Origin of the sequence: Pseudomonas sp. GM49 (assembly GCF_000282355.1) — a bacterium.
Taxonomy (GTDB): Bacteria; Pseudomonadota; Gammaproteobacteria; order Pseudomonadales; family Pseudomonadaceae; genus Aquipseudomonas.
On record NZ_AKJL01000075.1, the window covers coordinates 1 to 18,828 of the forward strand.

The 18,828-nt window shown below is 57.4% G+C and carries 23 protein-coding genes and 1 tRNA gene; 4 read left to right on the top strand and 20 right to left on the bottom strand.

Features of this window, described 5'->3' with window-relative positions; translation table 11 throughout:
- The 3 genes from PMI29_RS30900 to PMI29_RS22070 form a co-directional block, all read left to right on the top strand.
- Nucleotides 1–163, top strand: a 163-nt coding sequence (locus PMI29_RS30900; protein WP_007995621.1) for a glycine cleavage T C-terminal barrel domain-containing protein, incomplete at its 5' end; no start/stop codon positions are given.
- Between the two features lie 403 nt (nucleotides 164–566).
- On the top strand, nucleotides 567–779 hold the full coding sequence (locus PMI29_RS22075) for a cold-shock protein (RefSeq protein ID WP_007977299.1): 213 nt from the start codon (nucleotides 567–569) through the stop codon (nucleotides 777–779).
- 95 nt (nucleotides 780–874) lie between these two features.
- Nucleotides 875–1,363, top strand: coding sequence for an RDD family protein (locus PMI29_RS22070; RefSeq protein WP_007995622.1), 489 nt, complete (start codon nucleotides 875–877; stop codon nucleotides 1,361–1,363).
- A 150-nt stretch (nucleotides 1,364–1,513) separates the two neighbouring features.
- On the opposite strand, the gene nadA is transcribed toward PMI29_RS22070, so the two are convergent.
- From nadA to PMI29_RS30905, 18 genes are all read right to left on the bottom strand, one after another.
- On the bottom strand, nucleotides 1,514–2,572 hold the full coding sequence (gene nadA / locus PMI29_RS22065; RefSeq protein WP_007995624.1) for a quinolinate synthase NadA: 1,059 nt from the start codon (nucleotides 2,570–2,572) through the stop codon (nucleotides 1,514–1,516).
- A 270-nt stretch (nucleotides 2,573–2,842) separates the two neighbouring features.
- A tRNA-Lys gene (locus PMI29_RS22060) sits at nucleotides 2,843–2,918 on the bottom strand.
- A gap of 63 nt (nucleotides 2,919–2,981) precedes the next feature.
- Nucleotides 2,982–3,674 (bottom strand): 7-cyano-7-deazaguanine synthase QueC, encoded by a 693-nt coding sequence (gene queC, locus PMI29_RS22055; RefSeq protein WP_007995626.1) that lies wholly within the window; start codon nucleotides 3,672–3,674, stop codon nucleotides 2,982–2,984.
- Nucleotide 3,675: 1 nt separating this feature from the next.
- Nucleotides 3,676–4,323, bottom strand: a complete 648-nt coding sequence (gene queE / locus PMI29_RS22050; RefSeq protein ID WP_007995628.1) for a 7-carboxy-7-deazaguanine synthase QueE — start codon at nucleotides 4,321–4,323, stop codon at nucleotides 3,676–3,678.
- Nucleotides 4,324–4,489: 166 nt separating this feature from the next.
- Nucleotides 4,490–5,326: a tol-pal system protein YbgF gene (gene ybgF / locus PMI29_RS22045; RefSeq protein WP_007995630.1), complete on the bottom strand. Its 837-nt coding sequence runs from the start codon at nucleotides 5,324–5,326 to the stop codon at nucleotides 4,490–4,492.
- 6 nt (nucleotides 5,327–5,332) lie between these two features.
- Nucleotides 5,333–5,830: a peptidoglycan-associated lipoprotein Pal gene (gene pal, locus PMI29_RS22040; RefSeq protein ID WP_003178634.1), complete on the bottom strand. Its 498-nt coding sequence runs from the start codon at nucleotides 5,828–5,830 to the stop codon at nucleotides 5,333–5,335.
- A 52-nt stretch (nucleotides 5,831–5,882) separates the two neighbouring features.
- Nucleotides 5,883–7,163: a Tol-Pal system beta propeller repeat protein TolB gene (gene tolB, locus PMI29_RS22035; protein ID WP_177323268.1), complete on the bottom strand. Its 1,281-nt coding sequence runs from the start codon at nucleotides 7,161–7,163 to the stop codon at nucleotides 5,883–5,885.
- Nucleotides 7,164–7,180: 17 nt separating this feature from the next.
- Nucleotides 7,181–8,260: a cell envelope integrity protein TolA gene (gene tolA / locus PMI29_RS22030; RefSeq protein ID WP_007995633.1), complete on the bottom strand. Its 1,080-nt coding sequence runs from the start codon at nucleotides 8,258–8,260 to the stop codon at nucleotides 7,181–7,183.
- Entirely contained in the window at nucleotides 8,260–8,712 is a 453-nt protein-coding gene (gene tolR, locus PMI29_RS22025; protein WP_162130673.1) for a protein TolR, read from the bottom strand. The genes tolA and tolR overlap by 1 nt, the downstream gene beginning before the upstream one ends.
- 23 nt (nucleotides 8,713–8,735) lie before the next feature.
- Nucleotides 8,736–9,431 carry a protein TolQ gene (gene tolQ, locus PMI29_RS22020; protein ID WP_007995636.1) on the bottom strand — a complete coding sequence of 232 codons (696 nt, stop codon included), beginning with the start codon at nucleotides 9,429–9,431 and terminating at the stop codon, nucleotides 8,736–8,738.
- Nucleotides 9,421–9,888, bottom strand: coding sequence for a tol-pal system-associated acyl-CoA thioesterase (gene ybgC, locus PMI29_RS22015; RefSeq protein WP_007995638.1), 468 nt, complete (start codon nucleotides 9,886–9,888; stop codon nucleotides 9,421–9,423). The genes tolQ and ybgC overlap by 11 nt, the downstream gene beginning before the upstream one ends.
- 127 nt (nucleotides 9,889–10,015) lie before the next feature.
- A complete protein-coding gene (gene ruvB / locus PMI29_RS22010) occupies nucleotides 10,016–11,077 on the bottom strand; it encodes a Holliday junction branch migration DNA helicase RuvB (RefSeq protein WP_007990728.1) in 1,062 nt (353 codons plus the stop codon).
- The gene (gene ruvA / locus PMI29_RS22005) at nucleotides 11,078–11,686 is read right to left on the bottom strand and encodes a Holliday junction branch migration protein RuvA (RefSeq protein ID WP_007995640.1); all 609 of its coding nucleotides are present in this window, start codon (nucleotides 11,684–11,686) and stop codon (nucleotides 11,078–11,080) included.
- A gap of 115 nt (nucleotides 11,687–11,801) precedes the next feature.
- Nucleotides 11,802–12,326 (bottom strand): crossover junction endodeoxyribonuclease RuvC, encoded by a 525-nt coding sequence (gene ruvC, locus PMI29_RS22000; RefSeq protein WP_007990733.1) that lies wholly within the window; start codon nucleotides 12,324–12,326, stop codon nucleotides 11,802–11,804.
- A gap of 160 nt (nucleotides 12,327–12,486) precedes the next feature.
- Nucleotides 12,487–13,233 (bottom strand): YebC/PmpR family DNA-binding transcriptional regulator, encoded by a 747-nt coding sequence (locus PMI29_RS21995; protein ID WP_007995641.1) that lies wholly within the window; start codon nucleotides 13,231–13,233, stop codon nucleotides 12,487–12,489.
- Between the two features lie 135 nt (nucleotides 13,234–13,368).
- A complete protein-coding gene (gene aspS, locus PMI29_RS21990) occupies nucleotides 13,369–15,144 on the bottom strand; it encodes an aspartate--tRNA ligase (protein WP_007995642.1) in 1,776 nt (591 codons plus the stop codon).
- Between the two features lie 120 nt (nucleotides 15,145–15,264).
- On the bottom strand, nucleotides 15,265–15,486 hold the full coding sequence (locus PMI29_RS0129935) for an FmdB family zinc ribbon protein (RefSeq protein ID WP_032829812.1): 222 nt from the start codon (nucleotides 15,484–15,486) through the stop codon (nucleotides 15,265–15,267).
- Nucleotides 15,487–15,622: 136 nt separating this feature from the next.
- Nucleotides 15,623–15,958, bottom strand: a complete 336-nt coding sequence (locus PMI29_RS30905; RefSeq protein WP_007995643.1) for a ribbon-helix-helix domain-containing protein — start codon at nucleotides 15,956–15,958, stop codon at nucleotides 15,623–15,625.
- A 589-nt stretch (nucleotides 15,959–16,547) separates the two neighbouring features.
- Here PMI29_RS30905 and PMI29_RS32815 point away from each other — a divergent pair.
- Entirely contained in the window at nucleotides 16,548–17,150 is a 603-nt protein-coding gene (locus PMI29_RS32815; RefSeq protein WP_007995644.1) for a cold-shock protein, read from the top strand.
- A gap of 65 nt (nucleotides 17,151–17,215) precedes the next feature.
- Here PMI29_RS32815 and PMI29_RS21980 read toward each other — a convergent pair whose 3' ends face one another.
- Together PMI29_RS21980 and PMI29_RS21975 are read right to left on the bottom strand one after the other, a co-directional pair.
- Nucleotides 17,216–17,422: a SlyX family protein gene (locus PMI29_RS21980; protein ID WP_007977339.1), complete on the bottom strand. Its 207-nt coding sequence runs from the start codon at nucleotides 17,420–17,422 to the stop codon at nucleotides 17,216–17,218.
- Between the two features lie 3 nt (nucleotides 17,423–17,425).
- Nucleotides 17,426–17,851: an HIT domain-containing protein gene (locus PMI29_RS21975; RefSeq protein ID WP_007995645.1), complete on the bottom strand. Its 426-nt coding sequence runs from the start codon at nucleotides 17,849–17,851 to the stop codon at nucleotides 17,426–17,428.
- Between the last annotated feature and the right edge of the window lie 977 nt (nucleotides 17,852–18,828).

The window sequence follows — 18,828 nt, forward strand, 5'->3', positions numbered from 1 at the left end:
CGGCGGTTTCGGCCCGACCCTGGGCGGGCCGCTGGCCATGGGTTATGTCGACAGCGCTTACATCGCACTGGACACACCCGTTTGGGCGATTGTTCGTGGGAAAAAGGTGCCTTTGCTTGTAAGCAAAATGCCATTCGTTCCACAACGCTACTATCGTGGCTGATTGAATGTTTCTATAAGTAACGCGGTTGCGTTAACTGTGCACTAATGTGTAACGCAACCGCCATAAAATAGTGCATTGTTTGACTCTAAGCTTCGATTATGAACTTTGCTTATAACGATCGAAAACAATTGAACAACGTTAACGTATAAGGCGCCACGAGTGGACTGACTTTGCCATCAACCTGAGGAAATACGGGGCCTTCACAGGGCTTGTTTTTTCTCCCGTAGTTGGCGTAGAGTTTGTTCACTGTGTTTGCATGGGTCGCTTGGAATCGTGACCTGGGCAGTAGCCTACAAGTTAGCTACATCCCGTTCGACGTCTTCTTACTCTCCTGCAACCAGCCCCAGTACTCTTTCACGAGAAGGAGACTGTCATTAATTTTTTGCGTCAAAGGAAATAAGAAATGTCCCAACGTCAGAGCGGTACCGTCAAGTGGTTTAACGACGAGAAAGGTTTTGGTTTTATCACTCCTGAAAGCGGTCCGGATCTGTTCGTGCATTTCCGCGCCATCCAGGGCAACGGCTTCAAGAGCCTGAAAGAAGGCCAGAAAGTGACTTTCATCGCCGTGCAGGGCCAGAAAGGCATGCAGGCTGACGAAGTACAAGCAGAAGCCTAATCTTCTGTAACGAAAAAGCCCCTGATGCTGACATCAGGGGCTTTTTTGTGCGCGTAAATCCGTAAAATGGCTTCTTTTTTCGCCGAGAGCCTGCCATGTCGAAACACCTGCTTACTCCCCAGGGCGACTTTCCTGCCGCTGGCCTGGGTCGTCGCCTGGCAGCCATGTTCTATGATTTCCTGCTGTGCACCGCCCTGCTGATCGTCACCAGCGGCATCTACAAGATGATCCAGATGGCGATCATCGGCGAAGAAAGGATGCGTACCCTGACCGAAGCCGGCGCGCTGGACGGTGACCCCCTTCTCTCGACGGTGCTGTTGTTCGTACTGTTCGGCTTCTTCGCCAAATTCTGGACCTGGTCCGGTCAGACCCTGGGCATGCAAGTCTGGTGTATCCGGGTACAGAACGCCGATGGCTCGTCCATCAGCCTGTGGCAGGCGCTGCTGCGTTTTGTGGTATCGATCGCTTCGCTGCTGTGTGTTGGCCTGGGCTTCCTCTGGTCGTTGTTCGACAAGCAAAAGCGCAGCTGGCACGACATGTATTCCAATACCCAGCTCGTGCGGATTCCAAAGAAGACCAAATAATTTCCCGACGCAGAAACCACTGTGGGAGCGACGGTGCGGCGATCCGACTTGCTCGCGATGGCGTAGTGTCAGTCAATTTCAATGATGACTGATACGCCGCTATCGCGAGCAAGCTCGCTCCCACAGTTTTTTGCGCTTGGTTGAAAGATCTTATGCGTTACCCGCCAGCTTCATCCGCGCCGCCTGAGTGAAGTCGAGCATGCGCTTGAGCGGCCGGATCGCCTGCGGAATCAGGGCCGGGTCGACAAAGATCTCGTTCGCCCCTTCTTTCAACGCCTTGAGCGTCCGCTCAAGGGTGTTCATGGCCATCCACGGGCAATGCGCACAACTGCGGCACGCCGCGCCGTTACCCGCCGTCGGGGCTTCGATAAAGACCTTGTCCGGGCACAGCTGCTGCATCTTGTAGAAGATGCCGCGGTCGGTGGCAACGATCAGCGTCTTGTTGGGCAGGCTCTGTGCCGCCGCGATCAACTGGCTGGTGGAGCCCACGGCGTCGGCCAGTTCAATCACCGAAGTCGGCGACTCGGGGTGCACCAGAATCGCCGCATCCGGGTACAGCGCCTTCATGTCTTCAAGCTGCTTGGACTTGAACTCTTCGTGCACGATGCAGGCACCGTCCCACAGCAGCATGTCGGCACCGGTCTGGCGCTGGATGTAGGTACCCAGGTGCTTGTCCGGGCCCCAGATGATGGTCTCGCCGTTATCCATCAGGCTTTCGACGATTTCCAGTGCACAGCTTGAAGTCACCACCCAATCCGCTCGGGCTTTTACCGCAGCCGAAGTGTTGGCGTACACTACCACCGTGCGCTCCGGGTGTTGATCGCAGAACGCGGAAAACTCATCCACCGGGCAACCCAGGTCGAGCGAACAGGTCGCTTCGAGCGTCGGCATCAGCACGCGCTTTTCCGGGTTGAGGATCTTGGCAGTCTCACCCATGAACTTCACGCCGGCGACGACCACGGTCTTGGCCGGATGGGCGTTACCGAAACGGGCCATCTCCAGCGAGTCGGAGACACAGCCGCCCGTTTCTTCGGCCAGCGCCTGAATGACAGGGTCACAATAGAAGTGCGCCACCAGCACCGCGTCCTGAGCCTTGAGCTCGGCAGCGATGGCAGCACGGTAATAGGCCTCTTCATCGGCGGTCAGCGGCTTGGGCTGCTTGGCGTCGAGGTGGGCTTGAACCAGAAGGCGTTCGGAAATTTGCGTCATGTTCGCAAGACCTGCAGGCGCATTCGCGCGAAAGTCGAGTATACACCCGGCTCCGTACCCTTCAGGGTACCGCCGGGAAAGTGAGTATTCATCAGGCACGGACAGCGTTGAAGTTGCGCAAGGCTACAGAATATCCGACGGATGCAAAAGGTGATTCTGACCTGCGTCATAGGCAGCAGCCTGGAGCAAGGCGGACCTGAATCGCGGGCAAAAAAAAACCCGGAAATCCTCACTTGCGTGGGCCTTCCGGATTTTCTAAACCGCCAAAAATGGTGGGTCGTGTGGGATTCGAACCTACGACCAATTGGTTAAAAGCCAACTGCTCTACCAACTGAGCTAACGACCCGCTGTGTGGTGGCGCGTATAATACTGATTTTTAAGGACTATTCAACACCTATTTTGAAATAAATCAAAAATAAGGGGTTGGATCGCTGATTCCGGCTGCCGCAAAGCCTTCTGCACGCAGTCGGCAGCTGTCGCACTTGCCGCACGCGCGACCGTTATCGTCGGCCTGATAGCAGGAAACGGTCAGCCCGTAGTTCACGCCAAGCTTCACGCCCGCCTGGACGATCTGCGCTTTGCTGAGGTTTTGCAGCGGTGCCTGGATGCGGAAACCATTGCCTTCCACGCCGGCCTTGGTGGCCAGATTGGCCATGCGCTCGAACGACTCAATGAACTCGGGACGACAGTCCGGGTAACCGGAGTAATCCACCGCATTGACGCCGATGAAGATGTCGCGTGCGCCGAGCACTTCTGCCCAGCCAAGGGCCAGGGACAGGAACACCGTATTACGCGCAGGCACGTAAGTTACCGGAATACCTTCGCCCTGCTCTTCCGGAATATCGATGCTGCTGTCGGTCAGCGCCGAGCCGCCCATTCCGTTCAGGTTCAGACCGATTACCTTGTGCTCGACCACACCCAGGTCTCGGGCCACACGCTCGGCGGCGTGCAATTCGGCGTGAGAACGCTGACCGTAGTCGAAGCTCATGGTGTAGCAGCTATAGCCTTCGGCGCGCGCCATGGCCACGACGGTTGCCGAGTCCAGGCCACCGGACAGCAGGATGACCGCACGTTTTTCAGGAGTATTCAGTTGTTCAGTCATTTCAGCGCCCCGGCTCGTCATTCCATAGATATTTATGCAGCTGCAATTGCAAACGCACAGGCAGGTTGTCCGCCACCACCCAGTCCGCCAGGTCCCGGGCATTGAGATCATGGTGACTTGGCGAGAACAGGACTTCACCGGCACGCTGGTCCAGACCGTACTGGATCAGCTTGGAAACGGACCAGTCATAGTCCTCCCGCGAGCAGATGACAAACTTCACCTGGTCGTTGGGCGTGAGCAGCTCAATGTTTTCGTAGCGATTGCGGTGTGCTTCCTTCGAACCCGGGGTTTTCAGGTCGACGACGCGACTGACCCGGGAATCTACTGCCGAGATATCAATAGAGCCACTGGTTTCCAGTGACACTTCGTAACCGGCGTCACACAAGCGCTTGAGCAAGGGAATGGCGTTGGGTTGCGCCAAGGGTTCGCCGCCCGTGACGCAGACATAACGCGGGCGGAAACCGGCGACCTGCTCGAGGATGTCGTCGAGCGTGCGAATGGTTCCGCCCGTGAACGCGTAGGCGCTGTCGCAGTATTGGCAACGCAGAGGGCAACCGGTCAGGCGCACAAAAACAGTGGGCAGGCCGGCAGTCCGCGTTTCACCCTGCAACGAGTAGAAAACTTCGGTGATTCTCAATGTGTCTTGCATAGTCGCCACGGGCGTAACAGCTAAACAGGCTGTCCGCCTCCGTCAGGCACTTCAAGGAACCCCGGCAATGCGCAGATCCCAAAAAGCGTGTTTCAGAAAAAGGGTGTGAATTCTAACGAAAAAACCCGCGACAAGCGCGGGTTTCTTCGAAACGGGTCAAACTGGCTTACATCTTCTGCAGATCGCGTTGAGCCAGCTGAGCGGCGGAAGTGCCCGGATACTGGGACACAACCTGCTGCAGAATGCCTTTGACCCGGTCGGTATGACCCAGGCGGCGCTCCACATCAGCGAGCTTGTACAGCGAATCAGGCACTTTGGCGTGCTTCGGATACAGCTGCGAAACCTTGGCAAATGCCTGACCTGCACCTTGCAGATCACCTTTGGCCAGGTTTACTTCGCCCAACCAGTACTGGGCATTGCCCGCGTATTGACTATTCGGGTATTTGCGCAGGAATGCGGCGAAAGCCTGGCTGGCCTTGTCGAAATCCTTGGCCTTGATCAGGTCGAAGGCAGCATCGTAATAGAGCTTTTCCTTCGCCGGATCTGCCGGCTCGCTACCCGCGGCGGGTGCTTGAGCGGCTGCGCCAGTTGCCGCACCTGCGGCTGCGCCGGAGGCATTCGAATCACCACCGGTGGAAGAATTTTCAGGAGTCGCGGCTGGTGCAACGCCGGTTCCTATGCGCCGATCAAGATCCTGATATCGCTCCAGGTTTTCCTGCTTCATGCGCGCTACATCATTTTGCAGAACTTCAATCGCACCTTGCTGGCGCTCGATCTGTTGCTGCATTGATTGCAGTTGGTTGAACAGCTCGCCCTGTGCCGAGACAGGGGCCGAAACCCCTCCCCCGGCATAGGCGCCGTTCGTACCGTAACCTGCAGGCGGATAACTGCTCCCGCTATTGTTATAACCGGAGTTGTCATCGACCACAGGAACCGCAGCCCACACCGCAAGCGGCGCGAGGCTGAGAGCCAGAACAGTTACAGCACGACGGCACGTTCGCATGACGAATTACTTACGCAGTTCGACGCGACGGTTTTGAGCCCAGGACTGCTCGTCGTTGCCGGTAGCAACTGGACGCTCTTCGCCGTAGGAAACCAGTTCCAGCTGAGCTGGGGAAACACCTTGCAGTACCAGGTAGCGCTGAACGGCTTTCGCACGACGCTCGCCCAGTGCCATGTTGTACTCACGAGTACCACGTTCGTCGGTGTTGCCTTCCAGAACAACGCGAGCGCCGTTTGCTTTCAGGTCTTTGGCGTGAACGTCCAGAGCGCGCATGGCTTCTGGCTTCAGGTCCGAACTGTCGTATTCGAAGTAGAAAGTGGTGATAGCGCGCAGTGCAGCTTCTTCGCTCAGGGAGCCGTCAACTGCACCAGTGTTTGCGCCGTAACCAGCGTTTGGATCTACCGCGCCTTCACCGGCATTGTCGCCGCCTTTGGACGAGCAACCTACAGCTACAGCCATGGCCAGTGCCAGCGCAGCAAATTTACCAAACTTCAGCATTTCCATCGTGAAACTCCTAATGAACCCCAGTGTGTTAAGTACAACGTATAGCGCCGCGTCAGTTCAGGTAAGGGGACCAGGAAGGTTCTCTGACTTCGCCTTGTGCGGTAGGAAGCGGGAGCCTTACGCGTCCATTGATGGACACGAGCATCAAGACTCCCCGGCCCTGCTGGCGGGTGGCGTAGATTACCATGGTGCCGTTGGGCGCGACAGTAGGCGACTCGTCCAGAGTGCTATCAGTGAGGATTTTTACACTACCACGTTGCAAATCCTGGGCCGCCACCTTGAAATTGGTAAAGCCTTCCTGACGGTGAATCATGACAAGCGTCTTTTCATCAGCCGACAATTTAGGGTTGGCGTTGTAGTTACCGACGAAAGTCACGCGTTCGGCACCGCCACCACCGGCACTGGTCTTATAGATCTGCGGCTTGCCGCCACGGTCGGAAGTGAAGTAGATGGTCGAGCCATCCTTGCCCCAGAACGGTTCGGTGTTGATGCCGGGACCGCTGGTGACGCGGGAGATCTGACGCGAACCCAGGTTCATCACATAGATGTCCGGGTTGCCGTCTTTCGACAGCACGAACGCCAGGCGATTGCCATCCGGCGACCAGGCTGGCGCACCGTTCAGGCCTTCGAAGTTGGTGATCTGCTCACGGCGACCGGTGTCGATGTTCTGCATGAAGATGCGTGGACGCTTCTGCTCGAAGGAGACATAAGCGATGCGCTTGCCATCCGGTGCGAAACGCGGCGACAGGATCGGCTCGCGCGACTGCAGCAGGGTCACGGCGCGAGCACCGTCGTAGTCCGAGCGTTGCAGGGTGTAGCGAGTGTTGTTCTCGGAGAAACGTTCGGCCGTTACGTACAGCAGACGAGTCGAGAAGGCACCCTTGATACCCGTGAGTTTTTCGAACGACTGGTCGGAGATGTAGTGCGCCATGTCGCGCAACTGATCGACGCCGCCCGACACGCTGCCGGTCAGCACTTGCTGCTCGGTGGCCACGTTGAACAGTGCGTATTGCACCTGCAGGCGACCGCCCGCCGGGACAATGCTGCCGACCATGACGTACTGGGCACCCAGTGCCTTGAAGTCACGGAAGATGATTTCGCTGGCCTGGCTCGGCTGGCTGATCATGTTCTGCTTTGGAAGCGGCGAGTAGTAACCCGAGTTGCGCAGATCGTTACCGATGATTTCCGCCATGTCGTCTGGCAGCACGCTACCGCCCTGGAAGCCGAACGGCACAACGGCGATCGGGGTGGCCCGATCGCTGCCGCTGGTAACCAGAATGTTTTTCTCATCTGCCATCGCCATCCCTGCCATGCAGCAGATAACGACCAGCATTCCTCGTAGAAGGTTTCTCACAAGGCTAGATCCTCAGGTGTGAATGTCATCTTGAATGAACGATACGGAGCGAAATCACTCGGCTTCATTCCCTGCATTTCTGTCAAACGTCCAATATTCTTCACCGCGGCAACAGCCGATGCGTCATACGGACCGTCACCACTGGACTTGGCCACGCTGACCGAGGTCACCGTACCGTCCGGCAACATGCCGATTTGCAACACGACCGTCATGCCTTTGCGTGCCGAAGGTGGACGAGCCCAGCCTTCCGCTGCACGAGCACGAATCAGATCATCGAAACTGCCGGCGACTTCGTCACCCTGCTCATCGGCCAAGGCCTGCTGACGCTGCGGCGTATCGGAAAGCAAATCTGCCAGGGCCTGGGCCTTTTTGTCTTCGGCGGATTTACGTGCCGCGTCCTGCGATTTCTTCTTCGCAGCATCGGCAGCAGCTTTCTTCTTCGCTTCTTCGGCGACTTTCTTCTTCGCCTCTTCAGCCTCGGCTTTCTTCTTGGCGTCTTCCGCGGCTTTCTTCTTCGCGTCTTCGACGATCTTTTTCTTGGCTTCTTCAGCGGCCGCTTTCTTGGCCTCTTCTTCAGCAGCCTTCTTGGCTTCTTCTTCAGCTTTCTTCTTGGCTATATCAGCCAATTGTTTCTCTTCTGCCTTCTTGGCTTCCGCGGTTTTCTTCGCATCGTCGGCTTTCTTGGCTTCATCAGCCTTTTTCGCCTCGTCCGCTTTCTTCGCCTCGTCGGCCTTCTTGGCTTCTTCGGCCTTTTGAGCCGCCTCTTCTTTCTTTTGTTCCGCAGCCTTCACCGCTTCCTGTTCGACCTTTTTCTGTTCCATCTGCTCGACTTCGGTCTGACGCGCAGCAGATTTCTGCGCCTCACCGGCAATCTTCTGATTGGTCTGGGTGGTCGCCCGACTTTTCGATTTCAGCTGGTACAAGGTCGCCTGGACAATCGGCTTGGCCGGCGGCAGTTCCGGGGTAAAGGCAAAACTGACGAACAGCATGCCGAACACCAGCACGTGCAAGCCAATCGCCCAGACACTAGGCCAGAAGTAGCTTTCCGAGGCGGACGGCTCTCGCTGTTGCTGCATCAGGGCGCCTCGGTAATCAAGCCAACATTACCGACCCCGGCTTTCTGCAATCCGCCCATGGCCCCCATGACGGAACCGTAATCGACAGATTTGTCGCCGCGAATGAAGACCTGGGTACGCTTGCCGCCTTCGTTGCCGACGCGAATGATCTTGGTCACCGCGTCAGTCATCTGCGGCAGGGTCATGGCCCGGTCTTGCTGCTTGTCTGTGTCGACTTCGCTGCCAAGGTTCCAGTAGTAGGTCTTGTCGGATTTGATGGAAATGGTCAGGACCTGGGTGTTGTTGTCCTGCGGCAAGGCTTCACTGGAAACCTTGGGCAGATCAACTTTCACGCCCTGATTGAGCATCGGCGCGGTCACCATGAAGATGACCAGCAGCACCAACATCACGTCGATGTAAGGCACCACGTTCATCTCGGCGACCGGCTTGCGCTTTTTGCGAGCTCGAGCGATTAAAGCCATTGGAAATTACCTGCTTATTCTTCGCTGGTGTGCACTTTGCGGTGCAGGATCGCCTGGAACTCATCGGCGAAGGTGTAGTAGCGGCCCAGCAGGGTTTCGCTGCGAGCAGCAAAACGGTTGTAAGCGATAACGGCTGGAATGGCAGCGAACAGACCGATCGCCGTGGCGATCAGTGCTTCGGCGATACCTGGCGCCACAGTGGCCAGGGTCGCTTGCTGGGCGGTTGCCAGACCACGGAAGGAGTTCATGATGCCCCAGACGGTGCCGAACAGACCGATGTACGGGCTGACGGAACCGACGGTGGCCAGGAAGGGCAGGCTCTGCTCGAGCTTTTCTTCTTCGCGGGAAATGGCAACGCGCATGGCACGGGCCACACCTTCCATGACCGCTTCCGGGTCAACGCCTGGCTGCTGGCGCAGACGGGAGAACTCCTTGAATCCGGCACGGAAGATTTGCTCGACGCCCGAATCCGGGTCCGGGTTGCTGCCGGCCTGACGGTAGAGTTTGGACAGGTCGATTCCCGACCAGAAGCGCTCTTCAAAGCTCTCCAGGGCACGTCGACCGGCGCGCAGCAGGTTGCTGCGCTGAAAGATCATGATCCACGAGGTCACCGATGCGGCTACCAGGGTCAGCATTACCAGTTGCACCACGATACTGGCATTGCTGACCAGGCTCCACATGGAGGAATGGTCGACGACGTTAGCTTCCACGCTTTATCTCCTGCTTTGAGTGTGTACCCGCGCCGCTCACGTCGGCAAAGGCCGCTCGTAGAGCTTCGGGAATGGCCCGGGGTTTCAAACTTTCAGTGCGCACACAGGCCACCAGAAACTGCCCTTCGCAGAGCAGCACATTATCCGTCGCCCGCCTGACCTGCTGTTTAAAGCGCAGGCTGGCACGGTTCAATTCGATTACTTCAGCGCTTACCATCAGTTCGTCATCCAGTCGCGCCGGCGCGTGGTAGCGCGCTTCGCTGGAATGCACGACGAACAACAGGTCCTCCCCTGCCAGCTGCGATTGGGCAAAGCCCAGATCTCGTAGCCGCTCGGTTCGAGCCCGTTCCATAAACTTGAGGTAATTGACGTAATACACGATGCCGCCCGCATCGGTGTCCTCGTAATAAACGCGACAACGATGTGCGAAAGGCTCAAGCCCGTTTTGCGCGCGCATACTCTAGTGCTTACTCCTCAGGTTGCCAATCCGGCCAGGCAACTGTTTTTCATTGTTCTGCGGCTTTCTTTCGAAAGTACGGTCCTGGGACCCTACATTGCCCGAAAAAATCAGCACGCAATGTTAATTAATCGTCACTGGCATCGAGGAACTCGTCTACCACGGGCATTTCGCCCAATCGTGACGGGATGTTTAAACCGAAATGCAGGTAGGCATGCCGCGTCACCACCCGCCCCCGTGGCGTGCGCATGATATAGCCCTGCTGGATCAGATAAGGCTCCAGCACGTCTTCAATGGTGTGACGCTCTTCGCTGATGGCCGCGGCCAGGCTGTCGACCCCGACTGGCCCGCCGTCGAACTTCTCGATCATGGTCAGCAACAGGCGCCGGTCCTGGTGATCGAAACCACGCTCGTCGACGTCCAGCAGGTTCAGCGCCAGATCGGCAATCGGCTTGGTGATATGCCCCTTGGCGCGAACTTCGGCGAAATCACGCACCCGACGCAGCAGTCGGTTGGCGATTCGTGGCGTGCCACGGGCGCGACGGGCGATTTCGAAGGCGCCTTCCGGGTCGAGCGGCAAACCGAGGATGTTCGCCGAACGACCGACAATGGTCGCCAGGTCGGCATTGCTATAGAACTCCAGACGCTGGACGATGCCGAAACGGTCACGCAACGGGTTGGTCAGCATCCCCGCCCGCGTCGTTGCGCCGACCAGGGTGAACGGCGGCAAATCCAGCTTGATCGAGCGCGCGGCCGGCCCCTCGCCGATCATGATGTCGAGCTGGAAATCCTCCATGGCCGGGTACAGCACTTCTTCAACGATGGGCGACAGACGATGGATTTCGTCGATAAACAGCACATCGTGAGGCTCAAGGTTGGTCAACAGCGCCGCCAGGTCACCGGGTCGCTCCAGCACCGGCCCCGAGGTGCTTTTGATCGACACCCCCATTTCCTGGGCGATGATGTTGGCGAGGGTGGTCTTGCCCAGGCCGGGCGGCCCGAAGATCAGCGTGTGGTCCAGGGACTCGTTACGACCGCGGGCAGCCTGAATGAACAACTCCATCTGCTCGCGAACGGTCGGCTGGCCAATGTATTCGGCCAGGCTGACCGGGCGAATCGCCCGGTCCTGGACTTCTTCGCGCTCACGCGGGCTGTGCGTGGCAGCGATCAGACGATCAGCTTCAATCACTTAGATCATTCCCTTCAAGGCGCGGCGGATCATGTCTTCACTGCTCAAACCTTTTTCTTTGATTGCAGACACCGCCTTGCTGGCTTCCTGGGGTTTGTAGCCCAGGGAAATCAGGGCGCTGACGGCGTCATTCTCGGCAGTGTTCACCGGGGCGGGTCCATCCGGCTGGTTCGGCACCAGGGCGAACATGGCCGGTACGGTTTCCCAGGCCTTGAAGCGATCCTTGAGTTCCACCAGCAAGCGTTCGGCGGTTTTCTTGCCGACACCCGGGACCTTGGTCAGCGCCGAAGTATCCTGGGACTGCACGCAACGCACCAGTTCGTCGACTTCAAGGCTCGACATCAAGGCCAGCGCCAGTTTCGGACCGACGCCATTGAGGCGGATCAATTCACGAAAAAAGTCCCGCTCACGCTTGCCGACAAAACCATAGAGTAACTGTGCGTCTTCGCGCACCACCAAATGGGTGTGCAAGGTCAGCGGCTCACCGACCGACGGTAAGCGATAAAGAGTCGTCATGGGCACTTCAAGTTCATAACCCAGACCGTTTACATCCAGAATCAGATGCGGTGGCTGCTTCTCAGCCAGGGTGCCGCGCAAACGTCCAATCACGTTACAAATCCTTGAGCGTTGGCCAGCTCTGGGCCAGCGACTGACAGAGCGAGGAAGTACCGCCGACGACCCAGGCGAAACACCCCCCACTCCATAAAAATGATTGCTGATGCTATCAGAGACGCAGGCGCCCGCCACGACTGCGTGCCGCTCCCAGACCATGGGGCAGCAGGCTGGAACGGGTATGAGCATGGCAGATGGCAATGGCCAGGGCATCCGAAGCATCGATTTGCGGTTTGCTGGTCAGCTTCAACATATGCATGACCATCATCTGCACCTGCTCCTTGTTGGCCGCACCGGTGCCGACTACTGCCTGCTTGACCTGCGTCGCCGTGTACTCGGCGATTTCCAGACTCTCTTCCGCCCCCGCCACGATAGCGGCGCCACGGGCCTGCCCCAGTTTCAGGGCGGAGTCGGCGTTACGGGCCATGAACACTTTTTCGATGCCCATGGTGACCGGGCCATAGGTCTGAATGATCTCCCGCACACCGCGATAGACAATCTGCAGACGCTCATGCAACTCGCCGGCACCGGTGCGAATACAACCGGAGGCGACGTACTCACAACCACGGCCGGTATCACGAACCACACCGTAACCGGTGATGCGTGAACCGGGGTCGATACCAAGAATTAAAGTCATAACGCCTGCGGATAAATTGAAATAACGCGTCGGCCATGACACCGCTCGCTGTAGGGAGCGAGCTCGCTCGCGATGGACCTTAACGATAACGCAACGCTTTAGATTAGCGTCGCTCTCAGGTTTTTCGCGAGCAGGGCTCGCTCCTACAGAAGGAAGCGGGTCAACCGAGCTGCGCGGCCACCGACTCCGGAATTTCCGCGTTGGAATAGACGTTTTGCACGTCATCCAGGTCTTCGAGCATGTCGATCAGCTTGAGGACTTTCTCGGCGCCCTCCAGATCGAGCTCGGCGCTGGTGGTCGGCAACATGACGATTTCCGCGTCGTCACCTTTGAAACCCGCTGCTTCCAGTGCATTACGCACGGAATAGAAACCGGCAAACGAGGTGAACACATCGATGGAACCGTCTTCGTTGGTCACCACGTCATCGGCGTCGGCTTCCATGGCCGCTTCCATCAACGCGTCTTCATCCACGCCGGCAGCGAAGGAAATCTGCCCCTTGCGCTCGAACAGATAGGCCACCGAACCGTCAGTCCCGAGGTTGCCACCGCACTTGCTGAACGCGTGACGAACAGCGGCTGCAGTGCGATTACGGTTGTCGGTCATGCATTCGACCATCACTGCCACACCGCCCGGACCGTAACCTTCGTAGGTCAGCTCGACCACATCATCGGTATCGGCAGCGCCGGTACCGCGGGCGACAGCACGATCGATGATGTCACGACTCATGTTCGCACCCAGGGCCTTGTCCAGCGCCAGACGCAGCCGCGGGTTGGAGCCCGGATCACCGCCACCCTGACGGGCTGCGACGGTCAGCTCGCGAATCCACTTGGTGAAGATCTTGCCTCTCTTGGCATCCTGACGTTCTTTGCGGTGCTTGATGTTCGCCCACTTGGAATGACCTGCCATAACTCGCTCCGAATTCTCTTTGAAACATTGCCCGCCACGCCATGATGCGCCAGCCGGCAAATAAAAATCCCGACCCGTTTTCGATCTTTACAGATAGAAAAAAGGCGCATCCGAAGATGCGCCTTCAGGTCGACCTTACTCAGCCTTAGGCGTTTCGCGCAGACGAATGTGCAACTCGCGCAATGCCTTGGCATCCACCTGGCCCGGTGCCTGAGTCATGACGTCCGCCGCGCTCTGGGTTTTCGGGAAGGCGATCACTTCACGGATCGACTGGGCGCCGGTCATCAACATCACCAGACGGTCCAGACCGAAGGCCAGACCACCGTGCGGCGGCGCGCCGTACTTCAGGGCGTCGAGCAGGAAGCCGAATTTCTCTTCCTGTTCGGCTTCATTGATACCCAGCAGACGGAACACCGACTGTTGCATCTCTTTGCGGTGGATACGGATCGAACCGCCACCCAGTTCGGTGCCGTTCAACACCATGTCGTAGGCACGGGACAGAGCGCCAGCCGGGTTGGCTTCCAGCTCTTGCGGGGTGCACTTCGGTGCGGTGAACGGGTGGTGCAAGGCGGTGAAGCTGCCGTCGTCGTTTTCTTCGAACATCGGGAAGTCGACGACCCACATTGGCGCCCACTTGCAGGTCAGCAGGTCCAGGTCATGGCCCAGTTTGATCCGCAGCGCGCCCAGGGCCTCGCTGACGATCTTGGCTTTGTCGGCGCCAAAGAACACGATATCGCCGTCGACCGCACCGACGCGATCGAGGATCACGTTGAGGTTGTCTTCAGGGATGTTCTTCACGATTGGCGACTGCAGGCCTTCAACACCCTTGGCGCGCTCGTTGACCTTGATGTACGCCAGGCCCTTGGCACCGTAGATGCCGACGAACTTGGTGTAGTCGTCGATCTGCTTGCGCGGCATGCTCGCCCCGCCAGGTACGCGCAAGGCAGCGATACGGCATTTCGGATCATTGGCCGGGCCGCTGAACACCTTGAAATCGACTTCCTTGAGCTGATCAGCCACGTCCACCAGTTCCAGCGGGTTACGCAGGTCTGGCTTGTCGGAACCGTAGCGACGCATGGCTTCTTCGAAGGTCATGTGCGGGAACTCGCCGAATTCCAGGCCCAGCACTTCCTTGAACAGGTTGCGGATCATTTGCTCGGTCAGGCCCATGATCTCTTTTTCATCGAGGAAGCTGGTCTCGATGTCGATCTGGGTGAATTCCGGCTGACGGTCGGCCCGCAGGTCTTCGTCACGGAAGCACTTGGCGATCTGGTAGTAACGGTCGAAGCCGGCCACCATCAGCAGTTGCTTGAACAGTTGCGGCGATTGCGGCAAGGCGAAGAACGAACCGGCGTGAGTACGGCTCGGCACCAGGTAGTCGCGAGCACCTTCAGGGGTGGCGCGGGTCAGGATCGGCGTCTCGACGTCGAGGAAGCCGTTCTCGTCCAGGAAGCGACGGATGCTGGTGGTCATGCGCGAACGCAGACGCAGCTTCTCGGCCATTTCCGGGCGACGCAGGTCGAGGAAGCGATAGCGCAGGCGGGTTTCTTCGCCGACGTCGGAGAACTCGTTCAGCGGGAACGGCGGGGTTTCCGATTCGTTCAGCACTTCGAGTTCATAGCCGAGGACTTCGATCATGCCCGACGCCATGTTGGCGTTGGTCGCACCGGCCGGACGCAGGCGAACCTTGCCGGTGATCTTCACGACGTACTCGCTGCGCACACGATCGGCAGCAGCGAAGGTTTCCGCGCGGTCCGGATCGAACACGACCTGGGCCAGACCGTCACGATCACGGATATCGAGGAAAATCACCCCACCGTGGTCACGGCGACGGTGGACCCATCCGCAAAGGGTAATTTCCTGGCCGTCCAGGCTTTCGTTCAGTTGGCCGCAATAATGGCTGCGCATCATGGTCGTGTTTTCACTTCTCGTAATTCGAAATTCGGTGGAGATCCTACAGCAGCCCCGTCTTTAAAAAGTCGTCGGGTGATGCAAGAGCTCACGCGTGTGGTTCAACCCGGGGTCCAGACCTTAGTCAGCTTTGTCGCCGCCGGCCAGGTTCTTCTTGGAACCGGTCTTGAAATCGGTTTCGTACCAACCGGTGCCGCTGAGGCGGAAGCCCGGCATGGACAGCAGTTTTTTAAGCTCTGGCGCCTGACAGGCAGGGCAGTCGACCAGCGGTGCATCGCTGATCTTTTGAATGGCTTCCAACTGATGACCACAGGAAGCACATTGATAATCGTACATCGGCATGGAGGTTGTCTCGGCGATCAGATTGCTACCGCACACGCAGGGTTTTGCGGCAAAGAGCGGGATTATATCCATTAAATGCGGCCTGTGCAGCCGTAAGACAGCACAGACCGACACTCTGCTGCTTTCGCTGTCCAGACTAGGTCGTGACGATGCAACCCCCTTCCCTGAGACTGTGCACGACACAGACAACCCGCACCAACCCACTGAAATTCCTTACCCCGCCGTGACGCAAGTGAACTTCGCGATCCACATGAGATAACAGGCTACTAACCGAGCAACAATTGACCCGAGCCATTTCCCCCAAAATCTTCCAATAAACCTGCTCAAGCCGCAAACAGGTGGCGAAGCCATTCAATCGTACGGAGCGGGACAAGGGCTGGGCCAACCCCATATCGAACTCACGAACGAATGGGTCAACCCTTACATCCTTGTGCGAACCGTATCGCCTCTCTTCTTGCCTTTCATAAACCATAACGCTGACACTCCTTTGCCATCCTGGTTTCCTTAAGAGCAACTGTCTGTCGACTTATAAAAACGCAGATACAAAGGTATATCCAGACGACTTTATGACCCTCGGCGTAGGATAAGCCAACAACTGTTGGCAGACCCTGGAGAACGTCCTACTCCGGACATTTTCCCACGCAGCGAAGTGACACCCCCTTCAGAAGCACAGTATTGAATGACGTAGGAAAGAAGAGCGCGAACAACACTTCAAGGCGTCATCCACGCACGCGAGCGTTACTGATCCAGCAGAGTGCGAAGCATCCACGCCGTTTTTTTTCATGCACCTGCATACGCTGGGCAGCAAGTCGGCCGCCTTACCGCAGCTCCGGAACTTCGGGCAACCTGCGGCAAATCGCCCCAAAAGAGCCGCCGGACGCCCTGATTTGAGTAGCCCGCGGCTTTGCTGTTAAATAGACGGTGTGTCGCCAATGCCTATTTTTCCGGGTACGGCGCATAGGCTGATACCGGGTACGTGTCCAACGCCTCTTTATTGTTTTGAAGCGAACCGTGCGCCATCAGCTCTTCCTTGTGAGCTGTCTTAACGTGAGTTAATCAAAATGTTGAAAATCGTCCATCTACTGATAGGCGCAGCGGCCTTGCTGCTGTCCTTCATCCCTAGCCTGCGGTCCGAGGCTTTACCTTACCTGCAACAACCCGATGCTCTGTACCTGGCCTTTTTCGGCCTGCTCAACCTCACACTTGCACCTGTCATCCCTTACTGGAACAAAGGCCCGCGCCATCAACTGCAAAACCTGGTCAGCGCCCTGCTGGTTCTGGCTGTGGTCCTGCAAACCCTGACGCTGATCGCTCCGATGCCTGTCATCGCCGGTCAACCCGCCGTTCTGTTCAGCCTGATCGCCGCCGTGGTTGCTGTTTTTCTGCACCTGGCCATCAGCTTCTACAAGTCATCACCGGTCGCCGCCTCGCCAAGCTACGACATGAGCAACCGCGATACCGGCACCGTCAAGTGGTTCAACACGTCCAAAGGCTTCGGCTTTATTTCCCGCGACTCCGGTGACGATATTTTCGTGCACTTCCGGGCCATTCGTGGCGAAGGTCACCGTGTCCTGGTCGAAGGCCAGCGTGTGGAGTTCTCCGTCATGAATCGTGACAAGGGCCTGCAAGCCGAAGATGTGATCGCCGCACTGCCGCGCCGCTGATTCAAGGCTAAAAAAAACCGCGCACAGCCCGGGCTGTTCGCGGTTTTTTTATGCTTGCGCCTTGCTTAATAGTGCGGTGGCGGCGCTTCCTCCTCGAATGACTCGAACTGGCCGACCATTTCCTCCTGCCGCTTGAGCAGTGCAGCCATTTGCAGCTGCAGACGCTCGACCACCCGCTGTTGCGCCACCAGCACATCATTCAATGCCTGGATGGTGTCATCCTGAAACGCCAGGCGACTTTCAAGATCGGTAACGCGCTCTTCCAGGCTCATGGTTCAGCCCTCCAGAAACGTAAAATCATCGGTCAAAATCAGACGCAAACGTTCGCGAATGGCGGCGATCTGCTCCGAACCGTAGGGTTTTGCCGGATGCTTACCCCAAACCGGCGCTGGCCAGGCGGCATCTTCGCGCTTGCGCACAATCACATGCATGTGCAACTGACTGACAACGTTACCCAGCGCCGCAACATTCAATTTGTCCGCGTCGAACGAGTCCTTGAGCACTTGCGAAAGCGCCGTCGTCTCCAGCCAAAGCTGCTGCTGGTCTGCGACATCCAACTGAAATATCTCACTGATAGCCTCACGACGAGGTACCAGGATGAACCAGGGATAGTTCGAGTCGTTGGACAACAGCAACCGGCAGAGCGGAAAGTCCCCGATCGGTAACGTGTCTTGTTGAAGTCGTGGATCTAAAGCGAACACTGCGCACACTCCCGCCGGGGCATCATTTTCAGCTTAGCGTCCATCCCGAGGGACAGCGCACCAAGCGACCGGACGGCAGCATACCTGCGAACGGCGCACGCTTCACGACGAACCTTGCACAGAGCCCATGAGCGCCAGCGAAAGGCTGACAGCCCGCCCTCGGATGAGACATTTTTCGTTGTGGCGCACCATTACAGAACTGACAGGCCAGCAAAAAACGCCGAAGTGACTGATTAACAACAAGGAGTTCGCTTCGAACAAGCGGTCGACCTGGATGAATTCAGCATCAGGCTAAAATTTTTTTGCACCAAAACCGCACAGTGGGTCTACGCTGAATGCTTCGACATCCGCCATCTACTCACTGGCGGGGTGAACCGGTAACATTTTTGCTTGTCATTCAGTCGACCAGAACGGTACAACATGATGTCAGGCAAGGCGTCAAGCCCGAACTAAAGGTGCTTGAACCCCCGGTTTTATGAGGTTTTTACAGCGTCAGGCGGTCAATGAGAAAAAAACCGCAGCAAAACCCGGATTTGTGCACGCTTGTTGCATTCATACCCAATATCGCCTGAGTGACACCCGCTGGAAGCGGAGGTCTTGAGGCAAAAAAAAACAGCGGCAAGGTAGCCCGATGGAGATTCAAACGTTTCACCAGGACTCTTTTTACCGACGCCAAGGTTCAGAAAACAGCATTAAAGTTGTCAGCCCGGTTGCGTCGGAGCTGGAAATTTGCGACATCTAGCACGCTGTTTGCGACAGGGTCGTAAAGAAGGCGAAAGGTTAGATACGCAAGTATCGCCAACATTGTCGGCGTGATATAAGTTTGCGCCGACACAAAAAGAAAGAGCCGCCCAGATAATAAAACAGGTGGGACGGCAGTACTCTTCTAAAACCAAAGGAGCAAATCACGATGCGCGTGATGAAGTGGAGCATGATCGCACTGGCAGTTGCAGCAGCAGCCAGTACTCAATTGGCTA

Bases quoted from the DNA above. Each gene is read 5' to 3' on its own strand.
- PMI29_RS22075 (WP_007977299.1), top strand. From the start codon at position 567: ATGTCCCAACGTCAGAGCGGTACCGTCAAGTGGTTTAACGACGAGAAA.
- PMI29_RS22070 (WP_007995622.1), top strand. From the start codon at position 875: ATGTCGAAACACCTGCTTACTCCCCAGGGCGACTTTCCTGCCGCTGGC.
- nadA (WP_007995624.1), bottom strand. From the start codon at position 2,572: ATGACGCAAATTTCCGAACGCCTTCTGGTTCAAGCCCACCTCGACGCC.
- queC (WP_007995626.1), bottom strand. From the start codon at position 3,674: ATGACTGAACAACTGAATACTCCTGAAAAACGTGCGGTCATCCTGCTG.
- queE (WP_007995628.1), bottom strand. From the start codon at position 4,323: ATGCAAGACACATTGAGAATCACCGAAGTTTTCTACTCGTTGCAGGGT.
- ybgF (WP_007995630.1), bottom strand. From the start codon at position 5,326: ATGCGAACGTGCCGTCGTGCTGTAACTGTTCTGGCTCTCAGCCTCGCG.
- pal (WP_003178634.1), bottom strand. From the start codon at position 5,830: ATGGAAATGCTGAAGTTTGGTAAATTTGCTGCGCTGGCACTGGCCATG.
- tolB (WP_177323268.1), bottom strand. From the start codon at position 7,163: ATGCTGGTCGTTATCTGCTGCATGGCAGGGATGGCGATGGCAGATGAG.
- tolA (WP_007995633.1), bottom strand. From the start codon at position 8,260: ATGCAGCAACAGCGAGAGCCGTCCGCCTCGGAAAGCTACTTCTGGCCT.
- ybgC (WP_007995638.1), bottom strand. From the start codon at position 9,888: ATGCGCGCGCAAAACGGGCTTGAGCCTTTCGCACATCGTTGTCGCGTT.
- ruvC (WP_007990733.1), bottom strand. From the start codon at position 12,326: ATGACTTTAATTCTTGGTATCGACCCCGGTTCACGCATCACCGGTTAC.
- PMI29_RS21995 (WP_007995641.1), bottom strand. From the start codon at position 13,233: ATGGCAGGTCATTCCAAGTGGGCGAACATCAAGCACCGCAAAGAACGT.
- aspS (WP_007995642.1), bottom strand. From the start codon at position 15,144: ATGATGCGCAGCCATTATTGCGGCCAACTGAACGAAAGCCTGGACGGC.
- PMI29_RS0129935 (WP_032829812.1), bottom strand. From the start codon at position 15,486: ATGCCGATGTACGATTATCAATGTGCTTCCTGTGGTCATCAGTTGGAA.
- PMI29_RS30905 (WP_007995643.1), bottom strand. From the start codon at position 15,958: ATGGTTTATGAAAGGCAAGAAGAGAGGCGATACGGTTCGCACAAGGAT.
- PMI29_RS32815 (WP_007995644.1), top strand. From the start codon at position 16,548: ATGTTGAAAATCGTCCATCTACTGATAGGCGCAGCGGCCTTGCTGCTG.
- PMI29_RS21980 (WP_007977339.1), bottom strand. From the start codon at position 17,422: ATGAGCCTGGAAGAGCGCGTTACCGATCTTGAAAGTCGCCTGGCGTTT.